29 protein-coding genes and 1 pseudogene are annotated in these 26,084 nt (G+C 56.1%); 13 read left to right on the forward strand and 17 right to left on the reverse strand.

Going from position 1 to position 26,084, the window contains the following annotated elements:
* Positions 1 to 78 precede the first annotated feature (78 nt).
* From BBI10_RS14280 to BBI10_RS27570, 3 genes are all read left to right on the forward strand, one after another.
* Positions 79 to 840 (forward strand): SDR family oxidoreductase, encoded by a 762-nt coding sequence (locus BBI10_RS14280; RefSeq protein WP_065989312.1) that lies wholly within the window; start codon positions 79 to 81, stop codon positions 838 to 840.
* Positions 841 to 932: 92 nt separating this feature from the next.
* A complete protein-coding gene (locus BBI10_RS14285) occupies positions 933 to 2,405 on the forward strand; it encodes a mechanosensitive ion channel domain-containing protein (RefSeq protein WP_065989314.1) in 1,473 nt (490 codons plus the stop codon).
* 371 nt (positions 2,406 to 2,776) lie between these two features.
* The gene (locus tag BBI10_RS27570) at positions 2,777 to 2,914 is read left to right on the forward strand and encodes a hypothetical protein (RefSeq protein WP_167355794.1); all 138 of its coding nucleotides are present in this window, start codon (positions 2,777 to 2,779) and stop codon (positions 2,912 to 2,914) included.
* A 373-nt stretch (positions 2,915 to 3,287) separates the two neighbouring features.
* Here BBI10_RS27570 and BBI10_RS14290 read toward each other — a convergent pair whose 3' ends face one another.
* The 4 genes from BBI10_RS14290 to BBI10_RS14305 form a co-directional block, all read right to left on the reverse strand.
* Positions 3,288 to 3,746 carry a DUF2726 domain-containing protein gene (locus BBI10_RS14290; protein WP_065989316.1) on the reverse strand — a complete coding sequence of 153 codons (459 nt, stop codon included), beginning with the start codon at positions 3,744 to 3,746 and terminating at the stop codon, positions 3,288 to 3,290.
* Positions 3,747 to 3,944: 198 nt separating this feature from the next.
* Positions 3,945 to 5,129: an ATP-binding protein gene (locus BBI10_RS14295; RefSeq protein ID WP_208600752.1), complete on the reverse strand. Its 1,185-nt coding sequence runs from the start codon at positions 5,127 to 5,129 to the stop codon at positions 3,945 to 3,947.
* A gap of 547 nt (positions 5,130 to 5,676) precedes the next feature.
* Positions 5,677 to 6,606, reverse strand: a complete 930-nt coding sequence (locus tag BBI10_RS14300) for a hypothetical protein (RefSeq protein ID WP_065989320.1) — start codon at positions 6,604 to 6,606, stop codon at positions 5,677 to 5,679.
* The gene (locus BBI10_RS14305; protein WP_141695185.1) at positions 6,603 to 7,199 is read right to left on the reverse strand and encodes a hypothetical protein; all 597 of its coding nucleotides are present in this window, start codon (positions 7,197 to 7,199) and stop codon (positions 6,603 to 6,605) included. The genes BBI10_RS14300 and BBI10_RS14305 overlap by 4 nt, the downstream gene beginning before the upstream one ends.
* Positions 7,200 to 7,510: 311 nt before the next feature.
* On the opposite strand from BBI10_RS14305, the gene BBI10_RS14310 reads away from it, so the two are divergent.
* From BBI10_RS14310 to BBI10_RS14320, 4 genes are all read left to right on the forward strand, one after another.
* A complete protein-coding gene (locus BBI10_RS14310; RefSeq protein ID WP_141695186.1) occupies positions 7,511 to 7,798 on the forward strand; it encodes a hypothetical protein in 288 nt (95 codons plus the stop codon).
* A gap of 462 nt (positions 7,799 to 8,260) precedes the next feature.
* Positions 8,261 to 9,103 carry a hypothetical protein gene (locus tag BBI10_RS14315; RefSeq protein ID WP_065989326.1) on the forward strand — a complete coding sequence of 281 codons (843 nt, stop codon included), beginning with the start codon at positions 8,261 to 8,263 and terminating at the stop codon, positions 9,101 to 9,103.
* A 345-nt stretch (positions 9,104 to 9,448) separates the two neighbouring features.
* Entirely contained in the window at positions 9,449 to 10,006 is a 558-nt protein-coding gene (locus tag BBI10_RS27245) for a hypothetical protein (protein WP_141695187.1), read from the forward strand.
* A gap of 167 nt (positions 10,007 to 10,173) precedes the next feature.
* Positions 10,174 to 10,464 carry a tyrosine-type recombinase/integrase gene (locus tag BBI10_RS14320; protein WP_083233128.1) on the forward strand — a complete coding sequence of 97 codons (291 nt, stop codon included), beginning with the start codon at positions 10,174 to 10,176 and terminating at the stop codon, positions 10,462 to 10,464.
* Between the two features lie 185 nt (positions 10,465 to 10,649).
* On the opposite strand, the gene BBI10_RS28000 is transcribed toward BBI10_RS14320, so the two are convergent.
* From BBI10_RS28000 to BBI10_RS14335, 3 genes are read right to left on the reverse strand one after another with little or no spacing between them, the layout of a single operon-like run.
* On the reverse strand, positions 10,650 to 12,431 hold the full coding sequence (locus BBI10_RS28000; RefSeq protein ID WP_244160368.1) for a hypothetical protein: 1,782 nt from the start codon (positions 12,429 to 12,431) through the stop codon (positions 10,650 to 10,652).
* Positions 12,421 to 12,906, reverse strand: a complete 486-nt coding sequence (locus BBI10_RS14330; RefSeq protein WP_065989331.1) for a hypothetical protein — start codon at positions 12,904 to 12,906, stop codon at positions 12,421 to 12,423. The genes BBI10_RS28000 and BBI10_RS14330 overlap by 11 nt, the downstream gene beginning before the upstream one ends.
* Positions 12,903 to 14,057: a dsDNA nuclease domain-containing protein gene (locus tag BBI10_RS14335; RefSeq protein WP_065989332.1), complete on the reverse strand. Its 1,155-nt coding sequence runs from the start codon at positions 14,055 to 14,057 to the stop codon at positions 12,903 to 12,905. Before BBI10_RS14335 ends, BBI10_RS14330 begins: the two co-directional genes overlap by 4 nt.
* A 717-nt stretch (positions 14,058 to 14,774) precedes the next feature.
* Here BBI10_RS14335 and BBI10_RS14340 point away from each other — a divergent pair.
* The 3 genes and pseudogenes from BBI10_RS14340 to BBI10_RS28610 all read left to right on the forward strand — a co-directional run bounded on the left by BBI10_RS14340 (position 14,775) and on the right by BBI10_RS28610 (position 17,840).
* The gene (locus BBI10_RS14340) at positions 14,775 to 15,704 is read left to right on the forward strand and encodes a S66 peptidase family protein (RefSeq protein WP_065989333.1); all 930 of its coding nucleotides are present in this window, start codon (positions 14,775 to 14,777) and stop codon (positions 15,702 to 15,704) included.
* A 1,080-nt stretch (positions 15,705 to 16,784) separates the two neighbouring features.
* Positions 16,785 to 16,979, forward strand: a pseudogene (locus tag BBI10_RS28605) (HAMP domain-containing protein); the annotation flags it as partial.
* The gene (locus tag BBI10_RS28610; protein ID WP_432213751.1) at positions 16,977 to 17,840 is read left to right on the forward strand and encodes a methyl-accepting chemotaxis protein; all 864 of its coding nucleotides are present in this window, start codon (positions 16,977 to 16,979) and stop codon (positions 17,838 to 17,840) included. The pseudogene BBI10_RS28605 and the gene BBI10_RS28610, both read left to right, overlap by 3 nt.
* A 38-nt stretch (positions 17,841 to 17,878) precedes the next feature.
* On the opposite strand, the gene BBI10_RS14350 is transcribed toward BBI10_RS28610, so the two are convergent.
* Together BBI10_RS14350 and BBI10_RS14355 are read right to left on the reverse strand one after the other, a co-directional pair.
* Entirely contained in the window at positions 17,879 to 19,069 is a 1,191-nt protein-coding gene (locus BBI10_RS14350) for a benzoate/H(+) symporter BenE family transporter (RefSeq protein WP_065989336.1), read from the reverse strand.
* A gap of 128 nt (positions 19,070 to 19,197) precedes the next feature.
* Positions 19,198 to 19,641 (reverse strand): MarR family winged helix-turn-helix transcriptional regulator, encoded by a 444-nt coding sequence (locus tag BBI10_RS14355; RefSeq protein WP_065989338.1) that lies wholly within the window; start codon positions 19,639 to 19,641, stop codon positions 19,198 to 19,200.
* An 81-nt stretch (positions 19,642 to 19,722) separates the two neighbouring features.
* On the opposite strand from BBI10_RS14355, the gene BBI10_RS14360 reads away from it, so the two are divergent.
* The 3 genes from BBI10_RS14360 to BBI10_RS14370 are packed head-to-tail and all read left to right on the forward strand — an operon-like array spanning position 19,723 to position 21,972.
* Entirely contained in the window at positions 19,723 to 20,889 is a 1,167-nt protein-coding gene (locus BBI10_RS14360; RefSeq protein WP_065989687.1) for a PLP-dependent aminotransferase family protein, read from the forward strand.
* Positions 20,890 to 20,949: 60 nt separating this feature from the next.
* Entirely contained in the window at positions 20,950 to 21,552 is a 603-nt protein-coding gene (locus BBI10_RS14365) for a glutathione S-transferase family protein (RefSeq protein ID WP_065989340.1), read from the forward strand.
* A 33-nt stretch (positions 21,553 to 21,585) separates the two neighbouring features.
* The gene (locus BBI10_RS14370; protein WP_065989342.1) at positions 21,586 to 21,972 is read left to right on the forward strand and encodes a lysozyme inhibitor LprI family protein; all 387 of its coding nucleotides are present in this window, start codon (positions 21,586 to 21,588) and stop codon (positions 21,970 to 21,972) included.
* Between the two features lie 305 nt (positions 21,973 to 22,277).
* On the opposite strand, the gene BBI10_RS14375 is transcribed toward BBI10_RS14370, so the two are convergent.
* The 8 genes from BBI10_RS14375 to BBI10_RS27580 form a co-directional block, all read right to left on the reverse strand.
* A complete protein-coding gene (locus BBI10_RS14375; RefSeq protein WP_083233129.1) occupies positions 22,278 to 22,643 on the reverse strand; it encodes a glutathione S-transferase N-terminal domain-containing protein in 366 nt (121 codons plus the stop codon).
* Positions 22,644 to 22,722: 79 nt separating this feature from the next.
* Positions 22,723 to 23,268, reverse strand: a complete 546-nt coding sequence (gene folE / locus BBI10_RS14380; RefSeq protein ID WP_065989346.1) for a GTP cyclohydrolase I FolE — start codon at positions 23,266 to 23,268, stop codon at positions 22,723 to 22,725.
* 22 nt (positions 23,269 to 23,290) lie between these two features.
* Positions 23,291 to 24,499 carry a site-specific integrase gene (locus tag BBI10_RS14385; protein WP_065989348.1) on the reverse strand — a complete coding sequence of 403 codons (1,209 nt, stop codon included), beginning with the start codon at positions 24,497 to 24,499 and terminating at the stop codon, positions 23,291 to 23,293.
* Between the two features lie 171 nt (positions 24,500 to 24,670).
* Positions 24,671 to 25,063: a hypothetical protein gene (locus BBI10_RS14390; RefSeq protein ID WP_065989350.1), complete on the reverse strand. Its 393-nt coding sequence runs from the start codon at positions 25,061 to 25,063 to the stop codon at positions 24,671 to 24,673.
* Positions 25,056 to 25,220 carry a hypothetical protein gene (locus BBI10_RS27575; RefSeq protein ID WP_167355795.1) on the reverse strand — a complete coding sequence of 55 codons (165 nt, stop codon included), beginning with the start codon at positions 25,218 to 25,220 and terminating at the stop codon, positions 25,056 to 25,058. Before BBI10_RS27575 ends, BBI10_RS14390 begins: the two co-directional genes overlap by 8 nt.
* The gene (locus BBI10_RS14395; RefSeq protein ID WP_065989356.1) at positions 25,217 to 25,648 is read right to left on the reverse strand and encodes a hypothetical protein; all 432 of its coding nucleotides are present in this window, start codon (positions 25,646 to 25,648) and stop codon (positions 25,217 to 25,219) included. Before BBI10_RS14395 ends, BBI10_RS27575 begins: the two co-directional genes overlap by 4 nt.
* Positions 25,645 to 25,875: a hypothetical protein gene (locus BBI10_RS14400; RefSeq protein WP_065989358.1), complete on the reverse strand. Its 231-nt coding sequence runs from the start codon at positions 25,873 to 25,875 to the stop codon at positions 25,645 to 25,647. Before BBI10_RS14400 ends, BBI10_RS14395 begins: the two co-directional genes overlap by 4 nt.
* Positions 25,872 to 26,039: a hypothetical protein gene (locus BBI10_RS27580; RefSeq protein WP_167355796.1), complete on the reverse strand. Its 168-nt coding sequence runs from the start codon at positions 26,037 to 26,039 to the stop codon at positions 25,872 to 25,874. The genes BBI10_RS14400 and BBI10_RS27580 overlap by 4 nt, the downstream gene beginning before the upstream one ends.
* Between the last annotated feature and the right edge of the window lie 45 nt (positions 26,040 to 26,084).

Genomic DNA, 26,084 nt, shown 5'->3' on the forward strand with positions numbered 1-26,084 from the left:
GTGTCGCGACCGCTAAGCTGCGGCCCACCACGGCATGTGCCGTGCCCCTATTAATACGTACAAAAAAAGGACGATCCCATGAGCATGACGTTTTCCGGCCAGGTTGCGTTGGTCACCGGCGCCGCTGCAGGCATTGGCCGAGCGACCGCGCTGGCGTTCGCCGAACACGGCCTGAAGGTGCTGGTGGTGGATCTGGACAGCGCGGGCGGCGAGGGCACGGCCCAGTTGATTCGGCAGGCGGGAGGCGAAGCGCTGTTTCTGCCGTGTGACGTGACCAAGGACGCTCAGGTGCAGCAGATGATGGCCCAGGCCGTGGACGCTTACGGCCGTGTCGATTACGCCTTCAACAACGCCGGCATCGAAATTGAGAAGGGCCGCCTCGCCGAAGGCAGTGAAGCCGAGTTCGACGCGATCATGGGCGTCAACGTCAAAGGCGTCTGGCTGTGCATGAAACACCAGTTGCCGCTGATGCTGGCCCAGGGTGGCGGGGCAATCGTCAACACCGCATCGGTCGCCGGACTGGGCGCGGCGCCAAAGATGAGCATCTACAGCGCGTCCAAGCACGCGGTGATCGGCCTGACCAAATCGGCCGCCATCGAGTACGCCAAGAAACACATCCGGGTCAACGCCGTGTGCCCGGCGGTGATCGACACCGACATGTTCCGCCGCGCCCACGAAGCCGACCCGCGCAAAGCCGAATTCGCCGCGACCATGCACCCGGTCGGCCGGATCGGCAAAGTCGAAGAAATCGCCGCCGCCGTGCTCTACCTGTGTAGCGACGGCGCCGCGTTCACCACCGGTCACTCGCTGGCAGTGGACGGGGGCGTCACGGCGTTCTGATCGATCAGACCCTTTCAGCAAAAAAGCACACTGGCGCTCCCTGCGAGGTATTCAGCTAAGCTCCACGGGCTGTCCACCCTCAGGGAACGTCGATGGATCATTTGTGGTTCGCCTATCCGCTGATCAGCGCTGCCGTGCTGCTGGTCATCGACCTCACGCTCTGGCAATGGCTGCACCCGCGCTGGCTGCGACGCAAGCTTGTGTGCCGCCTTGTGCTGTTCGTGCTGTTCAGCATGGCGCTGCTGGATGGCGGGCTCAGTCCGCTGTATGCGGTGCCCACCGACTGGTCCGTTCCCCGGCATGTGCTGGCCACCATTCTGACCATCGCCTGGTGGCTGTTTGGCGCGCGGACCCTGACCGTGCTCGCCGTCGTGGTCATGGAGCCACGGATCGGCGGCAAGGGTCATCTGCTGCAAGACGTCATGGGGGCGATCATCTTCCTCGTCGCATCAGTGGCGGCGGCCGGCTACGTGCTCGACCTGCCGGTCAAAGGCCTGCTGGCCACCTCCGGCGCCGTGGCGATCATCTTCGGCCTCGCTGTGCAAAGCACGCTGGGCGACGTGTTCTCCGGCATCGTCCTCAACGCGACCAAGCCGTTCCGCGTGGACGACTGGATTCGCGTCGATGACATCGAAGGCAAAGTCATCGAAATCGACTGGCGCTCCACCCACCTGCTGACCGCCGAAGGCAGCATGACCGTGATCCCCAACGCCATGGCCGCCAAGACCCGCATCGTCAACTTCAGCCGACCGGACCATTTCCACTCCGTCACCCTGTCCATCGAGCAGTCCATCCGTCTCCGCCCTAGCCTGGTGCTGGACTCCCTGGAGAAAGCGCTACTCGGTTGCCGTGAATTACTCGCCCAGCCCGCGCCATCGGCAGTGGTGGTCAAATCCGGCCTGCGCATCGTCGAATACGAAGTCACCGGCTACGTGAAGTCCCGGGACCGGCGTTCAGCGGTGCGCAATCAACTGTTCGACCTCATTCACCGGCAGCTCGCGTCCACCGAAACCCGCCAGGACCAGCAACGCCCCGCGACGCGACAGTCTGCCGTGCTCAACACCGTCAATGCGCTGCGCATGCTCAGCGACGCCGACCGCGCGCAGCTGGAACAGCACATGCGCCTGGGCGCCTATCCGGCGAAAGACATCGTGCTTGCGGAGGGGGTGGTGCCTGATGCGCTGTTCATTATTGAGTCCGGGGTAGTGTCGGCTTCGCTGCAACGCCCGGACGGCTGGCTGGAAGTGGGGCGGATGGGGCCGGGTGAGCTGCTGGGTGAGACGGGTTTCCTGGACGCGACCCCGACGGTAGCGCGGTTCTGCGCGTACACCGACTGCATGATTTACCGGATCGACAAAGCGGATCTGGAGCCGTGGTTGGCGGAGCATCCGGAGTTGATTGGGGCGTTGGCCGGGTTGGCGAAGTTTCGGGCGAAGGCGCGGGCGGCGATGCTGGAGGCCAAGCCGGTGGTGGCTGATGCCAATGGGTTTCTGGGTTGGTTGCGTAAGAATGTCAGGCGGTTTGAGGTGACGCGGGGGCAGGGGCCGACTGACATGAAAAGCTAAGAGGCCTAGTGGCTGTCGAATAGCGAAACTATGGCAGTCAGTTTTTGGTTCGCAGATGTGGGTTTTTAGGTGTGGGGTGTGGTTGATCTGAGCCGCGTCCCGAGTTATGAGGCTCAGCGATGAGCAGTAGCAGAGAATCGTGTACTGTCTGTTTTCCCCCGATAGCAGCCCTTGGTCACTGGCGGCTTCTAGCTTAAAGCTGCAGGCAACAATCGGATCAGAGCGGCCTTAGTTATGTATAGCAACTCAAGCATTACCTGAATTTCTATAGCATTAGTCCTGCAAGTTGAAAATACCGGCAGATAGCCTATACCTAATTTGGGAATAGGAATCCACCTTCAGAGAATCCGCCCATTTTTGAGGTGCTAAAAATGGCAAAAGATGAGAAAACCAGTAAAGACGTGGCGTCTAAGGCAAGCGAGCAATTGAAAGACGAGAAATCTACACCTGATCAGAAGTCTGTTGCAGGCTCGGCGCTAACGCAGACGCCAGATAAGAAAAATAAATAACGAGGTACGGGGGTGGTTTTATTAATGGCTGTCAGCTTAATAGAGCTCACCCCATTTGATTTGAGGTGCCAATGAGCATGAGCCTTCTTGTGATTTTTAAACAACAGAAGGAGAAAGGGGACGGATTTATTTTCTAGGTGAAATAAATCCGTCTCTCATCGCGGGGATCGAAAGCGATCCCTCACCAGCAGTTGCTTCGATCCGATCACTGAGGCGAAACAAAGACCAATTTTGAGTCTCGCCAACCGAATGATGTCTTCGTGTGGCAGCCAGATCACCTTCGGGAACCTTCGATCCACCAGCTTTCGTCCTGGCTACAGGCAGCTTCGGATCGAGTTCTACCAGCGGCGACCGACGACCGCCGCCGCAGCGCTTAGGCACTCTGCGTAGGACTCGCCCACTGCCCGATAAAGTCGCCAATTCTCCGCTCGATGTCACTCTCAACTGTCCGCAGCCGAAGAATCGGAATGCCAATTCTGGCCAAAATCTCATTTTTCATGGCGTCCCGAGCTGCCTGGACGGGTTGGGCGTGGTAACCCCCATCAACCTCAATTACTCCTATCGGTTTCTTGCCTACTTTGAAATAGATCACGAAATCGCAACTGGCGCGCCTCATGAACGCCCGCTGGCGCTCCGTCCAGTCGAGGCTGCCCGGCGATGCAAGCTGATCCAGCTGGATCTGTGTGTGATATTTCAACGCCTGGTAGGTCGGGGCTGAAAGGGCTTCGCGCAGCAACTGAGCAATGATCTGCTCGGACTTGTAGCGCGAATCCTCGGCCCTAAGGCGGGCGTCCAGGCGGGCGAGCGACTGGTCGTACTCGCGGTACAGCAAGTCGAATGCCGATACGAACGAAAGGGGACGGATTTATTTTCAAGGTAAAAGAAATAAGCCCCTTTATCGCCGTTAGCGGAAATTCGTTACTTAGCGGTGGATCTCTCGAAGTTGGAGCTCCATATCTTGGTTGTTCTGAGCGATTTCCACCTAAATAGGCTACGGTATGGGATAGGTAACCCCTTAGCCCGTGCCATTTCACATTTGGAATTTTCTACATTGAACCTTTTCGGCCGAATCTGTATATAACATGAGTTTTATACACATGATAAATCTAGGGTCTTTGACCGAGTAACCGCCAGTGTACTCATTTTTTTGAATAAGAGGACTCGATCCTCCGGTGAGGTCAGCTAAAATTGAGCCTATGCCCATGTTGGTATTAGGTACTGTTCGAGGGAAATTTTCTCTGACTAGCCTATCGATATCACTTGAGTCGAACTCGTGCCTTTTAACCTTTGCAATGCAATAAATCACTTGGTTACGACGCGCGACGGTGGTTTCACGGCTGTTAAGGTTTTTTTCTACTACAGAATAAGCATGTCGCAGCCCAGCCGTCAGCCATGCGAGATCGGCTGTTTGCAGCGTTCTCGGGATATACGTCCACTTATTATCTTGAATCGCATATGCAAGATGCTCACAGAATTCGTGCACGCGTTGTGCGATGCCAAGCGTTACATCTGATACGTGCTCTGATATTTCAATTAATGACGCGCCCGAAAGCGGTATCTGCAGATGCGCAAACCCTTTACTCACGATCTCCCGTACTTGGCCTGAATCAAGGCCGCTCACTTTTTGAATTTCTTGTAATCTATTCGCGACGGATTCGGCGTTTTTTACCTCGCGAAAATACTGAAGAACTCCATTTGGAACACCAACAACTAGAAAATTGATGTCGCATTCCGCATATCGGCTGTCATCCAGAAGTATGATGATGTTCGACAGCTCATCCATCAGGTCTTCGGATCTAAATATAGACTCCAAATTGTCCAAAACTATTATCTTTTTTGCATCGTTTGCGGACGCATAGAGCTTAAAGGCTTTGAGCAGCGGTTCTTCTTGGGTAAAGTCATAACGATCACTTTGCTTCAGTCCGCCTTTTAAAACAGCCGCTGAAAGTTCAGCCACTTTCTCGACATTGTATCCGAGACGTACGGCAGTCCCTGGGGCTATGAGGCAATTGCAAATCTCGGCCGTCAGAGACTTGATGCGTGCAGCATTGGCACAATTGACGGTCACATAGGTTATCCCGTCATCTTCAAGCACTTTTTTGTATAGCCAAGACTTGCCATTGCCGCTCTCACCAAAAATAAGCGTATGCGAATTTCTCTTAAATGCGCGCGACAGCTCGAGTTCAAGCCTCGGCCGATGCACATACATGTTCATGTTTACCTCGCTGCGCCGAGGTGTGAATACCTCGGTTATCTCTTTCCTTAGCGACATAGGAGTCCATCTGTGATGTGGCGGGGCCGGCCTGATCTCAAACAAGCTTTGTGGCCAGGATCTTACTAGATTTCCAGGAGTTTGGATTGCTCAGCATGACACGATTGAACTCCAAGGTACGTTTGACGGGCTCCTTCTGACCCATAGGCACCACTCACAGATCGTAAAAAAGGGAACGGGCTTATTTTCAGTTCATACAACGTCGTCCCCTTATCGATATTCTCGTCCCCGACGACTGAGTCCAGCGGCTTCACATTTTATAGCCTGACTACCTCAAACCGGGGGCTGCGGCGGAGTGTGGTAGACGGGTCCGTTATCTGTCGAACCCGACGCCGCAGTGTGATAGCTGGATACGTCGTCATCCGAGGAATCATTCGACTGCACTTGGGTTGAAACTGAAGCGGGGCAGGTGCCGTCGAAGACCTCGACCCAGGCCGCGCTGCGTCGCTGGAGGGGCCGCCGCTGATCGTGGGTTGTGCTTGCTCACCCTTCAGGCTTGCCCGAGCACTGCCCGCCGGAGACTTGGTGGAGGAGGCCGCCTGGTTCTCGGCATTTTTGATCCAGTTGCCGGTGAGGCTGGTTCGCGGAAGAGAGCCCGAATCAGACCTCGCTCGTTGGGGCCGTTGACTGGATGGTCTGCTGGCACGGGTGGGTCCCCGCCGAGCGTCTCACCGGGAGCGTCGGCCGGATCTTCATGCACGGATTGAGCGGTCTCGGTCGCGTCTGTCGCGGGCTCCGCCGTTTTCTTGCCTCTCGACTTCAAGTCGTCAACCAGCTTGTCCGCAACTGCGACACTGGCGGCGTTGCCCCCGAACACAGCCGCGCCGCCCACTGTATTGACGGCGTGTTTCGCCAATGAACCGAGGGCAGGGTGCTGCTTGCTCAAGGCGTTGACCACAGCGCCTTTACCGGCTTCCAATCCGGCGAAACCACCGGTCAGTGTGGCGACATTGGCGGCTCCGGAAGGGGTGAAAGTGGCTTTGGCGGTTCTCGATATCGCCCCGAGCGGATCGGTTACCAGGGTGCGGCCGGCGTTGGCCAGACGTCCCACTCCATTGGCGAGAGGCGTACGGACAGTTTTCGCGTCCCGCAATGCCTTCAACGCGTCGATCCATTCGGTTTCCTGGCTCAGATCCTGTTTGGGCTGGGCATCTCTTCGTCCCAACAGCAGCGCGGGGCCACTGGTGCCTTGTTCGGTGCGCCGACTGTTGGCGAGGTACCCGGTACCGGTACCGGCAGCGAGACCACCCGCGATAGCAAGGGCTGTGTCCACAATGGGCTCGGCCTTCGGATTGATCGCCGCCACCACCGGGCCAACCGCCGTCCTGATGCCATTCCGGATCGTGAACGTCTGCGCCTCCTTGGCGTTTTGGATGGCCAGGTTCGCTGTGGTATCGATAGTCTTCAGGGCGACGTTCAACGACTCATGCAGTTTGTCCTCAGGTGCATGCAGGTAGTACGCGTCTTCTCGAAGTTCCTCATGGAAGCGCCGCCGACCTGATCCATCACTGACGCCGCCGCGAGTGAAATCGTGCCCAGGGCTGCCGCCTTTGCCACCGGGTTTTGTATGTTTGCCCCGATTCCCGTGATCACAGGAATGGCCGCCTGGAGCGACGACGCCACCGCAAAAGGCACGCCGCCAGCTGTACCCGACACCATTGAAGCGTTGCGGTCCATCTTCTGGGCTTTTTCCATCAACGTTCCAAGCTCCTGGAACGAAATGTTCTCCTCCATCAGCTTGTTGACTCGGCTCTCTATGATTTGATCGATTTCTTCCCGGTGCCCCGATTCCGGATCCAGACGGTCTTTGTAGGGCTGGAACTGACTGCTCACGTAGGTAGTGAGCAAATGCTTCATTTCACGGGCTTGGGTCAGCGCTGCTGCGCTGACCTCACCGGATTGAGGATGACCCTGCCCCACGGAAGCGTGGCCGGTGGCAGCCGTCGAATTTGACCGTTGCTGAAGTTCGATGGAGGGTGCGGAAACGGGGGGTTGCTGGCCAGACACGCGCATGGTGAGGTCCTCTCTGGTTATGGGGATGCAGCCCGACAAAGCTGCTATCAATGGTGGTTTTCCAGAGGGTGTGTGGCTGAATGCGGTGTTCCGGTTCCTGTTGGAACGGCGGTATTTGACGGTTTTATTTCAGGGGATGACGATATCGACTCGACGGAAGTGCTGATTATCGCAACCCGCCAAGCCCAGCAGTGCCCTCGAGCCGACGCTTCGAGGTGCACAATGCTGTGAATGCGCTACGCATGCTCAGCGACGCTAGCCGGCGCAACTTGATAGGCAGATGCGTCAGGGCGCTTATCCGGCGAAAGACATTGCTCGCCGAAGGCGTGGTGCCTGATGGTCTTTTTATTAGCGAGTTCGCTGTCGCTTTGACGTCGCTGAAACGGCCGGACGTCTTGCTAAAAGTGGGCCGCATGGGGGAGGGCGAACTGCTTGGCGGTAGCGGTTTGGCTGACGCGACGCCGATGCCGACGAGTTTCTGCGCCCCCACCGAACGCATCATATACTGCGACGACAAGGCCGATCTGGAGTCGTGGCTTGGAGCATCCGGAATTGGTAGCGGCTTTAGCGGGGCTGCCGACGTTTGGGGCGAAGGCTAGGGCGGCGTTGCGGGAGGCTAATCCCGTGGTGGCTGATGCCAGTGGTTTTCTCAGTTGGTTGCATATGCCTTTGAGGCGGTTTAAGGTTGTGCGCAGCTTAGGGTCTGAGTAGTAACAAGCGCTAACAGGCATACCGGTTGGCGAAAATACAGCTATCGGCAACGGATAAAAACATTCGCAGTCAATTGACGCTTTTCGCCGAGGAGTAGCTTATATATGCGGCTGAATGATTCATCTGAGCGGAGTCAGCGGTCTTATGATGTGCATTTCCGTGCCGCAATAGGGGGGAATAGCCTTCGGCCAAGATCGGACTTAAGCCAGAACAGTACGTTCCACGACCTGCGGATATCTAGAATCCTATGACGCTAATGCGAGCACACTAGGGAATAAGAGTAAGGTGATCACCTTGCTAGAGTCTGGCATTGTGATGTTTCGGGACATGACGCCAATGTGGAGGGCAAAATGAAGCCAGAAGTGATTACAAGTTACGAAGAAATTGCCTTGCTGGGTGCGAAAGTCAGGCGGCTTTATGAAGATTTTAACAAAAAGATTCCCGCGACATCTGATCTAAAAAGATACATTGACTTGTGTGATGGGATAGTCGAAAAGTTTTCTACAATGGAGGAGAAAGAGCTTGTAAGCGTTCATCGCGCTCAGCGGTTATTTAGCGCGTTAGTTCAGTGCAATGAAAATCTTCAAGATTTAGCCGAGAAGGCCGAGTTGAATCATGCACTTAGCCAAATTGCAGCTAACTCACTTGATCCTCGGACTCCAGGCGGATCGCATGCTTTGAACATGATTTTTGAACTTGATTTTCTTCAGTACATTAGGTTTAGAGGATTAGAGGCTCGACTTGGCGAGCCTGATATTGTTATATCTGCTCCGTTTGGCAACTACTTCGTGGTCTGTAAAACAATCAACTCTTTCAATAACTTGAGTTCAAATCTAGAAAAAGGATCTGCTCAGATTACAAGAAATGGTTTTGGGGTTGTCGCTTTGAATCTTGAGCCACATATTTGCTTTGAGGAGCCTTACAAGGCTCGATCTGTGTTTGAAGTGCGTACAGCTATTGCACGTCATCTTGAGACGTTGTATGAAGGTCATAAAGAGCTGATCAATAATCATCTTTCTTCTGGTGATTTTGACGGAGTGACCCTTCAGATTTCTTGTATCGCCAAAATAGCTGAAAGCTCCACAGATCTAGATACCGTTACTCATAATGTTTACTACTCTCGACCGAACGTCCAAAGCCGAGATTCTCACAACCGGTTCGATGGCTTTAGACAAGCTATGATAGGCCGTTGAGTGGTGGGTTTGTGAAGCCATACTGAAGGCTTCTTATTAAGTTTACTTTATATATATAAGAAACGAGCAAAAGCAAGGCGCGTGCCAGATTTAGATATGGTGATATTATTCTACTTTCATGGGTATTGCGACATATCGATAATCGATGCTCGCGGCAGAGAAAATGTCGAGGCTGTCCATGCCTAGCGTTAGTGTCCACACATGCTCACCACTCAGATTGGCTGCTTCCGTGCTTTGACGTTCAGAGCTTAATGTAGGTTGGAACCGATTCAAGCGATTTTAATGCGAAGGAAAAAGATCTGCCGCCATTTGCCTCGACTATCCAAACCAAAAAGGAGCAATTTAATGGAACCAGCAGTTCAAGGAGCCCTAGTTGGAGCAACTGCAGCTATCATTGGAGTGATTTCAAGTGGTGCTATTCAATGGGGTTTAAAGATATCTGAAGAATCACGACGAAAACAAGAAACTGCCGAGCTAATAATATTTTATTGCCGTCGGCTGAGAAGTGTGCTTCGTAAGCTGGGCTCGCAACCAAGTCTATCCAGCCATTTGGCGCTAGGGATTTCAATCAATGACGATGATGTTGGTGACCTAGACTACGTCCTTAAAGAGCTTGGGACAAAAATACCACAGCTTGCGCTGATAGCCTTCGATATCAAAAGAGCACTGAAAAATGTTCAAAGCTATTCCAATCAGTATTGGGATCTACTAGCTTCTCTAAAAAATGGAACTGGAAATCCAAAAGATTTACCTGTAATTGAGTCGTGGCTTATGATTGATGCGCGACAAGGTAGCATTCAAGCCCACAATGCCATACAGCTTTCATTTGAACAGCTTACAAAGCCGAGAAAAAAAATAGTTATTCATAAGGTCCGCCTTGATGATACATATAGCTATAAGTGAAACCTGTCCCGATGGTGGGTGCGGTCCGTAATACAGAAAATGGGGGCCCTTTCGACAAGGCTAATCTCACAATATTTTTAGGTTGACTTAATATCTATGTCGCCGTGCTCGAACAAAAAAGGCGGATTTATTTTCTAGAAAAAAAAGGGTGGTATTTACTAGGTAAAATAAATCCGTTCCCTTATTGCTCTCGTCGATACGCTTGCATCGTCAAAGGCTGGGTGAAAGCCGTGGGCCTTGATCCAGCTATGTATAGCACCCACACAATGAGACGTACGAAGGCATCACCGATCTATCGCGTTACGAAAAACCTGCGGGCGGTGCAGTTGCTGCTCGGCCACACGAAGCTGGAGAGCACTGTTCGATACCTGGGGATTGAGGTCGATTACGCCCTAGAGATGGCGGAACAGACTGAGATTGATCATGTGTGGCTGCGGGCGAAGTCAGACCTTCGTTAACCGGCCAAAAGCAGTCATTTAGAGTCTATAAACTAAAGGGCGATTCAAGGTCGCGCCTGAACTACTGTCTTCATAAAAAACAACCTGGCCGATAAAGCTGAGAAGCTGGATCAAAGCTGTCATAGAGCACCTTGTACAGTGAGGGGGATAGGCCGTACTGTTGGAGCAGTTCGGAGAAACAAAGACTATGAGTCCAGAGTGTTATTGAAATATCCGAGGTACATTGGCTGTTCAAAACCACCGAACTTTGGAAGCCATTCTTCATCCGTCGCACCGTCGATCTCGAAGCGGTAGCTGGTAGTCGAGAAGATAACCTGAGCATTATTTTTTAAAGCCACTACTTTGAGCTCTTTGATATACGCATCCAGATCCTCTGAGTGAATCTCCTGCTGCCGAGGGGTATCAAATATCAATGTTCGGAAGGGCGAGATTGGATTGCCGGTGCAGATTTCAAATAGCGCAGCGTGGAACGCGAGCACCGTACGAGCCTTAGAGCTTCCTTTGATGATCCCAAGCTTCTCAGAGCCAAGAATTGGCTTCAGATCACTGTCGATCTGGATCTCTCTTGAGATATTCTTGGAGTTTAAGATGTCGAGCCAACGGGCCATTTTCTCGGCTAACGCAAGCTTGAATCGCATTACATCCGGAGATTGCTCTCTGGTTTTTCCGAGAGACTCTAGCTCGTTTTGGACCGCCTCTCGCCGATTCAGCAGTTCGAGGTGCTTACCTTCTTGGCTCTTGTATTTCTGTTGTTGACCTTTTTCGAGCTCTAACTCGAAGAGTTCGGAGGCAATTTTACTGATCGCCTCAATGAACATCTCAATCCCTGCTTCCCGCTCTGCAATCCCTCTCTTTGCGGAAAGATCAGCGATTTGTCCTTCTAGCCAAGTCATCTTGGTCTGCAGAGCTTCAGCCTGCTGTATATTCGCGACGGTCACGGCTTCCAGGTCTTTCATCTGATCTTTGAGATAAAGCAGGCTTTTGCCATACGAGTCAGAGCTAACGAGAAACATCCCACACGAGGGGGTTGTGCATATTTCGCTAAAAGAAATGAATGCACGGCGAGCTTCTTCATTCAAATCCAGAGTTTCGATTTCGCTTTCGATCTCATCTCGTATTTGAGACGAGCTGCGAATCCTCGACTCTAGGGTAATATGCTGTGAGGCTATCTCTCGGTGCTGGCGACGAAGATCGGTAATCAAGAAGTCGAAGCTGTTTAATGTCTCGCTTTTAATGTCCTTGGTCGTCTTTAACTCATCAAGACGAGCTTTGAGTGAGGTAATATCACGCGCAATATCTGCTTCAAGTCGTGGAGCGGTCGGTAGGTCTTGTCGTAGCCTCTCCATGAGCTTACGGCTATCTGTGATGGTCTTATCTAGGTAGTCGAGCTCTTTTTTCAGATTGATCGCCTTTTTGGCCGCGTCGAATGAGCTCCTGGCAGGGAGGCCCACGGCTAGGCGAATCATTTCGGAATACTGAGCTTTGATAAAGCTATGTCGCGGCGGAACGTAATAGTCCGAATAACCGGTGTCCTGGTCTAGATAAAATAGTGGCAGTATCGCCGAGAAATACGGAATTGTAGCGGTATCACTATTGGTAGTCAGACGCTCAGATCTTAGGTTCAAGATGCCTAGCATGAACCTGGAAAAGTCTTCATCGTTATAGAAACGATTGATAGTTCTGCCGTCGCTGCTAACGGTGATGTCGTATTTCTCTCCTACCTTCCGCTCAAAGGAAAGTAAGTTAGTTTTTATATTTACTCGCAGGACGACCTTTCCAGTATTGCGAATGATGTCTTCACGAAACTGGACGTCCAATCCGAGACAAAACATGATGGATTGGATTAGCGGTGTTTTCCCACTTCCATTCAGGGCAAATAGCTGAGTAATAGATTTACCAAACATCAGCTCTTGAGAGCCCCATCCACCAGCATGGCTTGCAAAGAACTGCAGGGATTCAAATTTCATCTAGCTTGGCCTCAATGTCTCGTTCTTTGCAGATATTTCTATAGGATCTTTTGATGGTTAAGAGCGCCACGCAAAGGTGGCTTTCTTCGCTCATAACTTTGTCTATGAATTTCTTGCCAGGCTCTGCGGCATCGATCCGAGAGTTGTGTTTGTTAACGACGACCATCCCAGCGTCCTCCAAGAATGTCAGCGCCTTAATTGTTCTTACTCTTAAATTCGCAGACCAACCTAGTTCTTGCGTTGAACCCTTGAAACTGGCAATGCTCTGCTCAAAACACTGCCCAACCAACATGCCAATGTCGTTACGCTTGGGCTTTGCTTGGCTGCGCGCGAGTAAGATTATGGTCAGTGCAATTAACGGGATGTGAAACAAAGTCTCATTGCCCAACACGTCAGACCTGTTTCTTGGCGAATAAGAGAAATTAAGACTCTGGGACTCAGTGCTCGCTGCAGCCACAGCTTCACGGAAATTCATGAAGACTCTCCTTTCACGATTTCGGACAGTACGGCTCCAAAAACTAACTCTTCAGTTAGGTCATTGCGGCCTAGTAGCGTGCGAAGATTAGTTGTTAGTTTGACGACCGCGCCTGTTATTGTCTTCATGTCTATTTTTCCGACAGCTAGGTTATCTGTCAGACTTGTTAATTCATCCATTAGCTGAAGTAGTTTCAGTTCTTGGATTGTGTGCCTGTTAACTCGATACCAAGTTTCCCAGTGCGACTTGAAGTTTGCAAATGAATTAAGCGTTCCTTCTTTATAGTTGTTTCGCTTCAACACGCGCTGAAGAATCGAAACACTTTTAATAGCATTCGGGTCGCCGCCATTTCTGAGGAGATAATAGGCCGGCCGAGAAATGGCAAGGATGTCAAGCATGTCATCAAGGGTCACACTCGCTTTATCATTAAGCATGTCCTCGGTCATGCTGTGCTTTATTTCTTCTGATGATTTGCTTTCTATTAATGAAAGAAGCTGAATGATTAGAAGCCGAATCTCCTTCGGAGTTAAATTGATTTCACTGTATTTGTAAATTTGACTATGTGCGCTTGATACGAAGTTGTCGTCGTCCTCGTTCAAAATTTGCTGGCGAGGCACTAGCTTTAGGTGGGACAGGAAGTCGAGAACTTCTTTGTCGGTCTTTGCTGCCAGACTTGGTGCAAGCTTTTTAGTTTCAGTTATGAGCGTTACCGTGTGCTTGGATACAACATTGCCGGATTGTGCGTCGTTGACCAATCCTTCAACATCATCATCGAAGTTGATATTCGTTAATATTACGAGAGAGTGGCAGGCGTCACCGAAGTTATCTACGTGCAACAACATCTTGCCGGCAAAGCTGTTGGGTAAATCGTGGCCATTTTTTTTGGTTTTCTTGATGCCAAATATCTCTAGGATATTGTAAAGATGGTTCTGCTTTGTCTTTGTTTTGACCTGTACGAAGCGGTAGTAAATTTCCCCTTCATCCACAAACTTAACCACGTAATCTTCGTGGTAGTCGCAAAAGACTCGCTCAATGGCGCAGTCTTCGAGCAGTGCCAAGCATTCTAGGCTTGCGGCTTTGAATTGGGCCTTAAATCGGTGAATGGTATCTCTACCGTTCAACTCGCGAGCCTTAACTTCATGAAGTTTCATATATAGCGCTCAGCGTTCGTTGTCGGATTGGGGCCGGCTATTCTGAACGGTTGAGAAGCGCTGCACTTGCGTGCACCCCCCAAGCGGTTCGGCGGCACACATGGCATTTAGTGAGGTGAGGGGCGTGTACGGATGTGGTCGCGATAGCAACAAGCAGCCGAGCTTGAGTAGCGCGATGTCGTGAGCGCAGATATTCACTGTTAGCTTCCATTGCTAAGGACCTTGGGGCTTATGTTCTTTCAGTTAGTGCATCATATGCGGCTGATTGCCATCAGTAAACGATACTGTGCGATCTAGGTTGCCGTACACAATCTCCTCACTCTGTGTGATAGATGCTTATGTCGGCACTGTCCGGTGCGTTGTACTTGGCAAGACACCGCAGCCCCCTGATCGTACAGGTGTGCTGTTCGCCATTTGGGATCGTATTTAAGACAAATAGGTGTTTTGTCAGACGTCCGTTTCTGCTCCGCCCTGAGAGGCTGCTTCTGTCCGGAAGCTGTCTGTCGCGAAGGGCCGCTTCGGGGCGATAACTGCCACTCCAAGGATCGCTAAACAGATACGGCCCAAACCTAAGCGAAGCATCTAGGCACTATTTTTTCGCAACTGTGCCTGCGCTCAGTCCTACGCACCACATCACCCTCCCCGCACCCCCGCTGGATTCCCCACCGCCAGTGCTCTACATTGCACCATCACCAAACACCCGCCGAGCCTTCAAAAATGCCTGCCTCCCGCCCAACCCTCCACCCTCAAGTCCTTCGCGCTGGCGACGCCGTGGCGCTGGTGTCCCCAGCCGGCCCGGTCGCCGAAGCCCGGGTGGAAGCAGCCGTGCGGGAGCTCACCTCCTGGGGATTACGCCCCCGCGTCTACCCCCACGCACTGGACAACATCGGGTTCCTCGCAGGCAGCGACGCCAATCGCATTTCCGACCTAAACGACGCCCTGGCGGACCCCGAGATCCGCGCCGTGCTCTGCAACCGTGGCGGCTACGGTGTGCAGCGTATCCTCGGCCAACTCGACTACGACGCCGTCCGCCGCGACCCGAAACTGGTCGTCGGTTTCTCGGACATCACCGCCTTGCACGCCGCACTCTGGACCCACACAGGCCTCGCCACAGTTCACGGCCCAATCGCCGCGCAGCTGGAAAAAGGCGGCATCTTTGCCAGCACGCTCAAGCACGCATTGATGAGCACCGAGCCTTCCATCATTCATGCCGACCCGGCCGAACCCACTTTCACCGTGCGTACGTCGGGGACGGTGGAGGGCGTCTTGCTTGGTGGCAACTTGAGCATGCTGAGCACCTGCATCGGCACGCCGTTCATGCCCGACTTGGAGGGCGCGATCCTGCTGCTCGAAGACGTTGGCGAGCTGGCGTATCGGGTTGACCGCAATATCACTCACCTGCTCAATTGCGGGATTCTGCAACGGCTCGGCGGCATCGCGTTAGGTCAGTTCAGCGAGCCGGGTCACGGCAATAATCCGATCCGGCCGCCCGATGTCTTGATCGAGCGTCTGGGTGATCTGGGCATTCCGGTGCTCGGCGGTCTGTCCATCGGCCATGGCGACCCCAATTTGGCGGTGGCGTTGGGCAGTCGCGCGGTGCTGGACACCGAGGCGGGCACGCTGACGGTGGCTGCGGCCACGCGCTAGTACGACGATCACCGTTCTGGAAGCGACTTCGATCTAGCTTTTTGCCATCATTCTGCCGTCAAGACCTTGTTTTGCCCGTTGGGCATTGCGAATCTCCACGGATATTGATTGGCCGTGCGCGGGTGGCCTTGCCATGTGCGCCCTCAAGCTGTGGAGCGGAAACTGATGATGTTGGCCGTGAAGACGCGTTTCGCCAATCTGGGGATGGCCAAGAAGCTGGGAATCGGGTTCGTGCTGGTGCTGCTGTTGACGGCGCTGGTCGCGGCCATCGGGGTCTGGTCGTTGCGGTCCATCAGCGCGCATTTCGACAGCCTGAAGGCGATGACGGCACTCAACGGCGACGCGAATCGCGTGCGGTTGCTGGAGCAGGATTACGCCTTGCACGGCGATCCGAAGGTGGTCGATCAGGTTCGCACCGGACTCGATGGCCTGACTGCCCAGGCGGAGCAGCTCAAGGCGAGCGCGCCGATCAACGAGCAGGTGATGGGCCAGGTGCAGCAAGCGCTGGCGGCCTATCGTGCGTCGTTCGACGAGTTTGTCAGCATCAGTCAGAGCAAGGACCTGGCGCTGGAAATGGCCAGTTGGTCGGTGTCCAGCGTTGCCAATAACCTCGACGTGTTGCAGGCGGGGCTTGCCGACGACGGTGCTTACACGCTGAAGGATTCCCAGGGCCAGCAGGGCGCGGAATTCATTGCGCAGGCCGGTCAGGTCAGCCAGGTGTCGAAACTGATGATGCAGGCCATGGATGAAGCCCGGGTGCGCCTCGACAAGAGCCGCAAGACGGGCTCGGGCGAGGAGGTCAAGACCGGCAAGATCGAGCAGGCGGTGCAGGCCCAGGAACTGGCCGAGCAGCTCAAGGGCGTGATCAAGGACGCCGGTTACCTCACGGTGCTGACCGAAGTGGGCGGGCACATCAGCAATTTCAGCGACAAGCTCAACGAATACACCGGGCTGCTGGAGTCGGAAGCGAAGGTCTCGCAACAACTGGCGAGCAACGCCAAAGCCGTGGTGCAGCAGGTCAATCAGGCCTATGACGCGGAAGGCCAGTCGATGCAGAGGGAGTTGCAGGCCAACGCGATGATGATCATCGGCTCGTCCTTGTTGGCGCTGCTGGTCGGGCTGATCGCGGCGTTGGTGATAACGCGCCTGATCGTCGCGCCGCTGCGCAGCGTGATTGCCACGGCCCAGCGGATTGCGGCCGGGGACCTGAGCCGCACCGTGAACGTCACCCGCAAAGATGAAATCGGCCAGTTGATGCAAGCGATGCAGCAGATGGGCGCAGGCTTGAGCACCATCTTCAGCGGCCTGCAGGCGGGCATCGAGCAGTTGGCGACGTCCGCCCATTCCCTGTCGGCGGTGACCGAGCAGACCAATCTGGAAGTCAGCAGCCAGAAGGAAGAGACCGAGCAGGTGGCGACGGCGATGAACCAGATGACCGCCACCGTTCACGACGTCGCACGCAACGCGGAGGAAGCGGCGCTCGCGGCGCAGACTGCCGACACCAAGGTCGATACCGGCCAGGCCGTGGTGCGCCAGAGCATGCAGCGGATTGAACAGTTGGCGTCGTCTTCCCGTTCCGCCAGCGATTCGATCGAGAACCTCAGCGCGGAAATCCACAACATCGGCACAGTGCTCGGCGTGATCAAAAGCGTCGCCGAGCAGACCAACCTGCTGGCACTGAACGCTGCGATCGAAGCGGCGCGGGCGGGGGAGCAGGGCAGGGGCTTTGCGGTGGTGGCCGATGAAGTTCGCGCGCTGGCCAAGCGCACGCAGCAGTCCACGGAAGAAATCGAGCGGCTGGTTACCCGCCTGCAAAGCGGCGCCCAGGCGTCAGTGGCGCAGATTCAGAGCAGTGGCGAGCTGGTCAAACTGGCGGTGAGCGACGCCCTCCAAACCGAGAGCGCGCTGGGCAGCATTGCCGCGGCCGTGTCGATGATCCAACAGATGAACCAGCAGATTGCTGCTGCGGCGGAAGAGCAGAGTTCGGTGGCGGAAGAGATCAACCGCAGCGTCACCAGCATCCGTGCCAGTGCCGATCACTCCGCGCTGGCGATGCAGGGCAACGCGGCGTCAAGCATCGAACTGGCATCACTGGGGTTGGAGCTGAAAGGCATGGTCGGGCACTTCAAGCTGTGAATTCGGCGGCCCGCTTCTTGGGCCGCTCTAAATAAGACTCAGGCCTTGCGGCCGTTCAATATCACCAGCGTCAACACCCCCGCGACGATGCCCCAAAACGCCGAACCGATGGAAAACAGCGTCAGCCCCGACGCGGTGACCATGAAGGTGATCAGCGCGGCTTCGCGTTCCTTGGGCTCGTTCATCGCCACGGTCAGACCGTTGATGATCGAGCCGAACAGCGCCAATGCGGCAATCGACAGCACCAGTTCCTTGGGAAATGCCGCGAACAATGCCGCCAGCGTCGCGCCGAACACCCCGGCGATGGCGTAGAAAATCCCGCACCAGATTGCCGCCGTGTAGCGCTTGTCGCGGTCTTCGTGGGCGTGGGGGCCGGTGCAGATGGCGGCGCTGATGGCCGCGAGGTTGATGCCGTGGGCGCCAAAGGGCGCAGTGATCAGCGAGAGGATGCCGGTGGCCGTGATCAGGGGCGAGGCGGGGACCTGATAACCGTCTGCGCGCAGCACTGCGACGCCCGGCATGTTCTGCGAGGTCATGGCGACGACGAACAGCGGGATGCCGATGCTGACGGTCGCAGCGATGGAGAACGAAGGCGTGGTCCACACCGGCATCGCCACTTCGAGGGCGAAGCCGCTGAAGTTCAGCAGACCCAGCATGCCGGACAACGCCACACCGACCAGCAAGGTGACCAACACGGCGTAGCGTGGCGAATAGCGTTTGACGATGAGATAGGTGAAGAACATGCCCAGCACCAGGCCGGTACGGTGTTGCGCGGCGACGAAGATTTCGCTGCCGATCTTGAACAGAATGCCCGCCAGCAGGGCCGCCGCCAGTGACGTCGGCAGACGCTTGACCAGCCGTTCGAAGCTGCCGGTGATGCCGCAGATGATCACCAATACCGCGCAGGTGATGAACGCGCCGATCGCTTCAGGGTAGGCGACGCCGCCCAGGCTGGTGATCAGCAATGCCGCGCCCGGCGTCGACCATGCCACGGTAATCGGCGAGCGATAGCGCAGCGACAGGCCGATGCTGCACACCGCCATGCCCATGAACAGCGCCCAGATCCACGAGGAGATCTGCTCCGAGGTCAGCCCGGCGGCCTGACCGGCCTGAAACATCAACACCAGCGAACTGGTGACGCCGGTCATCATGGCGATGAAGCCGGCAACGATGGCGGAGGGCGAAGAGTCGGTCAGCGGTCGCAATGGCGCGAGGGGCACGTCAGTCATGCGGGTCTATCCTTGGCGCAACGGTTGAACAGAGCAGCCAGCCTATACGCAGTGGTCATGTCCCGTTGCAATACAGCCGTCGGCGCAATGGTCGGCACAGTTTCGGCAGTGCCCTGTAACGCGGCCGATCAGCCGCGGGTCATCGTGTTGCCCAGCGCCTGATTCACCGCCATCCAGCCATCCACCGCTTCACGCCCGGCTTCGGCGAACACCCGTTGCAACAGCTTGACCTGCTCGCGGCGCAACGACTCTTCAAACGTGCGGCCCTCGGCGGTCAGCTCCAGCAGGCGCTTACGTTTGTCGTCCTCGGGCGCGACGCTGAGCACCAGTTCCATCTCGATCAACTGCCGCAGCGGCGTGTTCAGCGCCTGCTTGCTCACCCCCAGCTTGCCGAGCAGTTCCTTGACGCTCAGGCCCGGATAGCGGGCGATGAAAAACACAATGCGCTGGTGCACCCGACTCAGGCCACGGCGGTCGAGCATTTCATCGGCCTTGGCGGTGAACGCCTGGTAGCCGAAGAAAAACGCTTCCATGGCAATTTGCTGGGTCGATGAATTTTTAAGGTCAAGCATATTGACGTATCCGTGCGCGGCATCGTAATTTCGGTCAAGCAGTTTGACGTATTCCCCTTTCTTTCCGCCAGCGGTGATCCGATGCCATTTTCCGAACGCGTTACCCGTTTGAAGAGTTCACTGATTCGCGAAATCCTCGCCGCCGCCCAGCGCCCGGAGATGATGTCATTCGCGGGCGGATTGCCGGCCGAGGCCATGTTGCCGAAGAGTAAATGGTCTGACATGCCGCGCAGCATCGGCCAGTACGGCATGAGCGAAGGCGAGCCGCAGCTGCGTGAGGCGCTGGCCGCCCAGGCCCGGGCGTTGGGCATCGACTGCGACGCGAGTCAGGTGATGATCGTCAGCGGTTCCCAGCAGACGCTGGACCTGGCCGCCAAGCTGTACATCGACAAGGGCACCGAGATCCTCCTCGAAGCGCCGACCTATCTGGCCGCGCTGCAGATCTTCCAGCTGTTCGGCGCCGACTGCCTGACCGTGCCGCTGCTCGCCGAAGGCCCGGACCTTGCAGCGCTTCGTCAGCGACTGGAGCAACACTCGCCGTCGTTCGCGTACCTGATTCCCACGTTCCAGAATCCGTCGGCGGTGCGTTACAGCGAAACCGCGCGGGATGCGGTGGCGGCGTTGCTCGACGAATTCGGCGTCACGTTGATCGAAGACGAGCCTTACCGCGAGCTGACGTTCGACGGCGGCAGCGCGCGGCCCATCGTCAGCCGCCTGAAAACAGCTAGCTGGATCTACACCGGCACTGTGTCGAAAACCCTGATGCCGGGCTTGCGCGTCGGCTACCTGATCGCCACGCCTGACCTGTTTCCGCATCTGCTCAAGCTCAAGCAATCGGCGGATCTGCACACCAATCGCGTGGGGCAATGGCAGGCGTTGCAGTGGATCGGCAGCGAGCACTACGAGCAGCATCTGCTGGAGCTGCGCAGCTTCTATCGGACCCGTCGCGATGCCTTCGAAGCCGCGCTGCAGCGGCACTTCGCGGATCTCGCTGAGTGGAACAGCCCTCAAGGTGGACTGTTCTTCTGGCTGACCCTCAAGCACAAGCTCGACACCCGCACCTTGCTCGACAGCGCGCTGGCGCAGAATGTGGCGTTCATGCCGGGCGAGCCGTTCTTTGCCGACCCGGACGCCAACCCGGGGTATCTGCGGCTGAACTTCAGTCACATCGACCCCGAGCGCCTGGACGAAGGTTTGAAGCGGCTGGCCGACGTCATTCGGCAAACACAGCTTTCACAGGCGGCCTGATACATTACGCACACGCACGACCGGCACGACTGACGGCACACGATTGAGGGGAGAGGGTTGATGTACAAGGTTTACGGCGATTACAACTCGGGCAACTGCTACAAGATCAAGCTGATGCTCAACCTGCTCGGCGCGGAATATGAGTGGGTGCCGGTGGACATTCTCAAGGGCGAGACCGAAACCGAGGCGTTTCTGGTAAAGAACCCGAACGGCAAGATTCCGGTCCTTGAGCTTGAAGACGGCACCTGCCTGTGGGAGTCCAACGCGATTCTGAACTTCCTCGCCGAAGGCACGCCTTACCTGCTGACCGAACCGCGGCTGCGCACGCAGATGCTGCAGTGGCAATTCTTCGAGCAGTACAGCCACGAGCCGACCCTGGCGGTGGCGCGTTTCATTCAGTTTTATCTGGGGATGCCAGAGGAGCGAATGGAGGAATACCACTCGCTGCACCGGCGCGGTAACAAGGCCCTGAAAGTCATGGAGCAGCAGTTGCTGCGCACGCCGTTCCTGGTGGGCGACAGTTTCTCCATCGCCGACATCGCGCTGTACGCTTACACCCATGTTGCCGATCAGGGCGGCTTCGATCTGGCGCAGTTCCCGGCGATTCAAGGGTGGCTCGCCCGGGTCAAGCAGCAACCGGGTTATGTCGGCATGCTGGACTGAGGTTTGGCGCTGTTCACTAAAAGGAGATGAGACATGCAGTACAGGATGATTGCAGTGGGAATGATGATGGCGTTGGGCATCGGCTGCTCGGCCCAGGCTCAGGACTGCGACGCCAATCAGGCGTCGATGAATCAGTGCGCGAGCCAGGAGTACAAGGCGCTGGACGCGGAATTGAACACCCAATACAACGCGCAGATGGGCTACCTGAAGACGCCGGCGCGCAAGAAGGCGCTGCAGGATGCGCAGAAGAAGTGGATCGCGTTTCGTGACGCCGATTGCCAGTATCAGGCCGGCAGGCGGGAAGACGGCGGGAGCATGTGGCCGCTGGTTCAGGCGCAATGCCTGTCAGCGCAGACCAAAGTGCGGGTTGAGCAATTGAAGGCGTATACGGCGTGTCGCCAGGAAGGTTGCCCGAAGTAAAGGCGTAAGAGGCCAGGACATTCGCTAAATCTCCAGCGGTTGAAACGGCCCTTTCCCGGCTAAAGCCGGTCCTACTCAGCGCATGGGGTGTGTCAGTGGGACCGGCTTTAGCCGGGAAGAGGCCAGTCATTACACTGGATCTCTACCGGCAGGCACGCCGCCTTCGCGAGCAAGCTCGCTCCCACAGGTTTTGCACAATGGCTGAGAGGCCGGATCCCATAGGTTTTGCGGAATGGCTGAGAGGGTGAGTCGATCGCCGATCACGTTGGAGCGGCGTTGACGCATCGGCTATGTAAGCAGCATCGTCAAATCGCGGAGAATCGCTTCTCCAGGTAATCAACGATCACCTTCGATTCATACATCCACACCGTCTGGCCTTCTTCCTCGATCCGCAGGCATGGCACTTTGATCCGGCCGCCGCCACTCAGCAAAGCCTGGCGATCCGGCTCGTTGTTCTTCGCGTCACGAAGGGCCACGGGCACGTTCAAACGGCGCAGCGCCCGGCGGGTTTTCACGCAGAACGGGCAGGCGTGGAAGTGATACAGCGTCAACGCTTTCGCCGACGCATCGACGGTAGCCTGCGCTTCGGGAGAACGCTTCTTTTTGCTCGGCCGGGTCAGAAAATCGCCCGCGATCACGAGCTGTCCGAGACCGACTCTCACTGCTTTCATCAACACGCTAAAACCTCACTCGGCGGCACGAACCGCCAGACAGCCGCAGCCTGATGCTGCGGCCTTCAGGACGCCGGGATCATTTGATCAGGCTGAGAAACTCGGTGCGGGTCGCGGCGTTTTCGCGGAATTCACCCAGCATCACCGACGTGATCATCGACGAATTCTGCTTTTCGACGCCGCGCATCATCATGCACATGTGCTTGGCTTCAATGACCACCGCCACACCCAGAGCGCCGGTGACCTGCTGAATGGCTTCGGCGATCTGGCGGCTGAGGTTTTCCTGGATCTGCAGACGACGGGCGTACATGTCGACGATGCGCGCGACCTTCGACAGGCCCAGCACTTTGCCGCTCGGGATATAGGCGACGTGGGCCTTGCCGATGAAGGGCAGCAGATGGTGTTCGCAGAGCGAATACAGCTCGATGTCCTTGACGACCACCATTTCGCTGTTGTCGGAGCTGAACAGCGCACCGTTGGTGACTTCTTCGAGGGTTTGCTCATAGCCGCGGCAAAGGTACTGCATGGCTTTGGCTGCGCGTTTCGGGGTGTCGCGCAGGCCTTCGCGGGAGACGTCTTCGCCGAGTTGACCGAGGATGGCGGTGTAGTTCTGTTCCAGAGTCACAGGGGTGTGTTCCGTAAGGGTTTCAGAGTGGTGGCTGTTCAGGCCGTACCAAATTTGTACCAATCAGCTTCGTTTCCAGTTTGTCCAACTCGCCCCAGTCGGTGCTTGAGTTGATCCACTTGGCGTACGTTGACAGCAGCATCTGCACGCTGTGTCCCAGCTGGTTGGCGATGAATGCGGGGTTCATGCCCGCCATGAGGCACATGGTAGCGTAGGTATGTCGGCAGTTGTACTGCCGTCTTCCCCGCAGGCCCAGGTCTTCGACGGCCACCTTGAAGAATTTATCGGTCAGGCTGGCTTGCTGCAGGTACTCGCTGATCCTGGTCGGGGGGAATACGTAGCGTGAGTCCCGCTGCATCCGCTTTTTCTGGGACCTGCGCAGCATTGCGACTTCGTCAGCAACTCGAAGCGCGTTCAATGCCCTGCTGTTGAGCATTACCGTGCGAGCTGCTTTTGTCTTGGTTCGCTCCTCGATGACCTTGTCCACCACGATCCGGCAGACGTGGGCCAGGCGACGTTCTCTGTCCACCTCATCCCAGCGCAGGGCAGCTATTTCACCCGGACGCATTCCGGTGTAGAAGGCAAACTCGAAGTACGCCGCGTATATGGCGGTTGAATGCTTGAGGGTGTCGTACAGGCGCGCGATTATTTGGTCCGCTTGCTCTACGGTGAAAGGATCGGGAGCTTTCTTCGGGCGCGCCGGCAGTTCGAGCGCATCAACGGGGTTGCGTGCTATTACGCCGTCCACGACTGCGCAGCTGAACATTGTGCCCAGCCTCTGGATTGCCGCGCGCTTCACTTCCTGACTTAGCCAGTTCGTCTCGGTGACGACTCGGCGCAGATCCAGTGACGACACATATTCGATCGGTATCGTCGCGAAGTGCGGCATCCAGTACTTGTTCAGGGAAATCCGATAGTTTTTCCGGGTGCCGTTCACGACTTCGCGACCGTTCAGCCAAGCCTGGGCATATGCTCCGAAGAGCATTTTTGCGCCGTGCTGTGAGTGCTTTGAATTGGGGAAGAGGTCGGCGTACCTGTCCGCATCCAGTACGCCGTGCTTGGCGAGGCTAATTACTTGAGCACGTAGATCGGCGGCAGCCTTGATCCCTTTTGGCGTTTGGGGATAGGGGAGGGTTTCGCAGCGTCTCTCACCATTCCAGGTGAACCGGATGCGAATGGAGTTGCCCGCAAATTCAACTCCGGTGGGCAGTCCCATTGGCTTTCGATCCACGCCTCATATCTCCTGATGCTGTAATAAATGCGGCCATCAATCTCGTTCCAGACGCCTTTCGGGATGATGCCCCGGGCACGCTTACCCTGCAGCGCCCGTCGCGTTGTGCCGACGAGCTCTGCCATCCTTGCCTCGGGCACCTTATCCGCGACGTACTTCTCGCCCAACTCTTCAGCGGCGGCCATGGCCTTCCTCCTGACGCGTCATATTTTGTTCGTGCGGTGCAACTGACGCGTCACGGCTGTGTGTCACACGAGTCGGAAAAGCCTCGCCCTCCCATTTGCCAGGAGTGCCGCGAATACGCTCGCGATCCTGATATTGGTGTGGCCGCTTGCCGCTGAAGGCCAAAGCGCAGGCCTCAAATCGTTCAGCCTCGCTCTCTATCGAGATCAGCGCTTGGCCGGCCATTGAACCGATTTGCACCCAGCCCGCCTTGTCGCGACCGAAATTCTCGGTCTTGAACAGGCGGTACCGGTTACGGTGGCCAGAGTTTGGCGACGACGACTCGGTGTTCAGGTAAAACTGAGCGCCGTCCTGCTTGGCGTGAAAGACTGTTTTAGCCATGGCGCGCTTTCTCCAGCTGGTCAAGGATCGCTAGCACCCTGGCAGGCGTCGTCAGCTCCTCAAATTTTTTCAGCGCCTGCTCCGCGTCGTGGACAGATTGGAAACGCTGGCTGACTAAGGCCTCGCACAGATCACGCAGGTTCGTCAGCTCGTTCATAGCGGGAAGCTCCCTCGGCAGGCAAAGCCAATTGCGAAGGCGGCTGCCAGCGGGATCACAAACATGACCCAGCTGCGATGCTTAACGCGCGCAGGCTCTGTGGTGGGCGGAATAGGCAAGGGCTCACGCTCACCCTTGCGGGTCAGGTTGAAGTGCGAGAGCAGGTGGCGGGCCGAATTGTCAGCGTCGCCTGAGTTCCGGTTATGCACGGCTATGGCTGTTCTGAGCTCCACGAACAGAGTGTGGGCTGCTGCCTGATCGGCGCTGTCGTGAAGCGAACCATCACGCGCCTGCCATTTGCGTACTTCGAGGATCGGCTTCAAGTTCTTGCCGATGGCTACACAGTGCAGGCAGAAACCCCGACGAGCGCCGGCCGTGTCTTCTTCGGTGCGCTCATGTCGGCAGCCCTGACACTGGAACTGAATCACAGGACCACCTCCTTCGAATGGTCGACGGTGACTTCGATCTGCCAGCTGTGCTTGAAGCCGGTCGAAGTATCCTCAGACGTGAGATAACCCCTGTAGCGCACGGAGGCGTCGTCCAAGTCGAAGCCGTGCTGATCTGCCAACACCTTGCAAAGGGCCTCAGTGATTTCACCGTCAGGCACCTTGGCGCTGTAGGTGGTGACGTTGGTACGGGTGGCTTGAGCCTTCATGGCCTCGCTCCTCCGCAGAAATAACCGGCCAGTATTTGGCGGGGGTTTATGCCACAAACCCGCGCCATCTTCGCGACCTCGACCACTGGCGTCTCCCGGCGCTGCAATGCGTCGTACAGGGCAAGCAGGCGCTTGGCCATCGGGCCGTTACCGTAGCGGGGCATGTTCAAGCTCCTTGGCCATCAGCGCGATGCGGCTCACTTTCGCCT

The organism is Pseudomonas graminis (assembly GCF_001705435.1).
GTDB lineage: Bacteria > Pseudomonadota > Gammaproteobacteria > Pseudomonadales > Pseudomonadaceae > Aquipseudomonas > Aquipseudomonas graminis_B.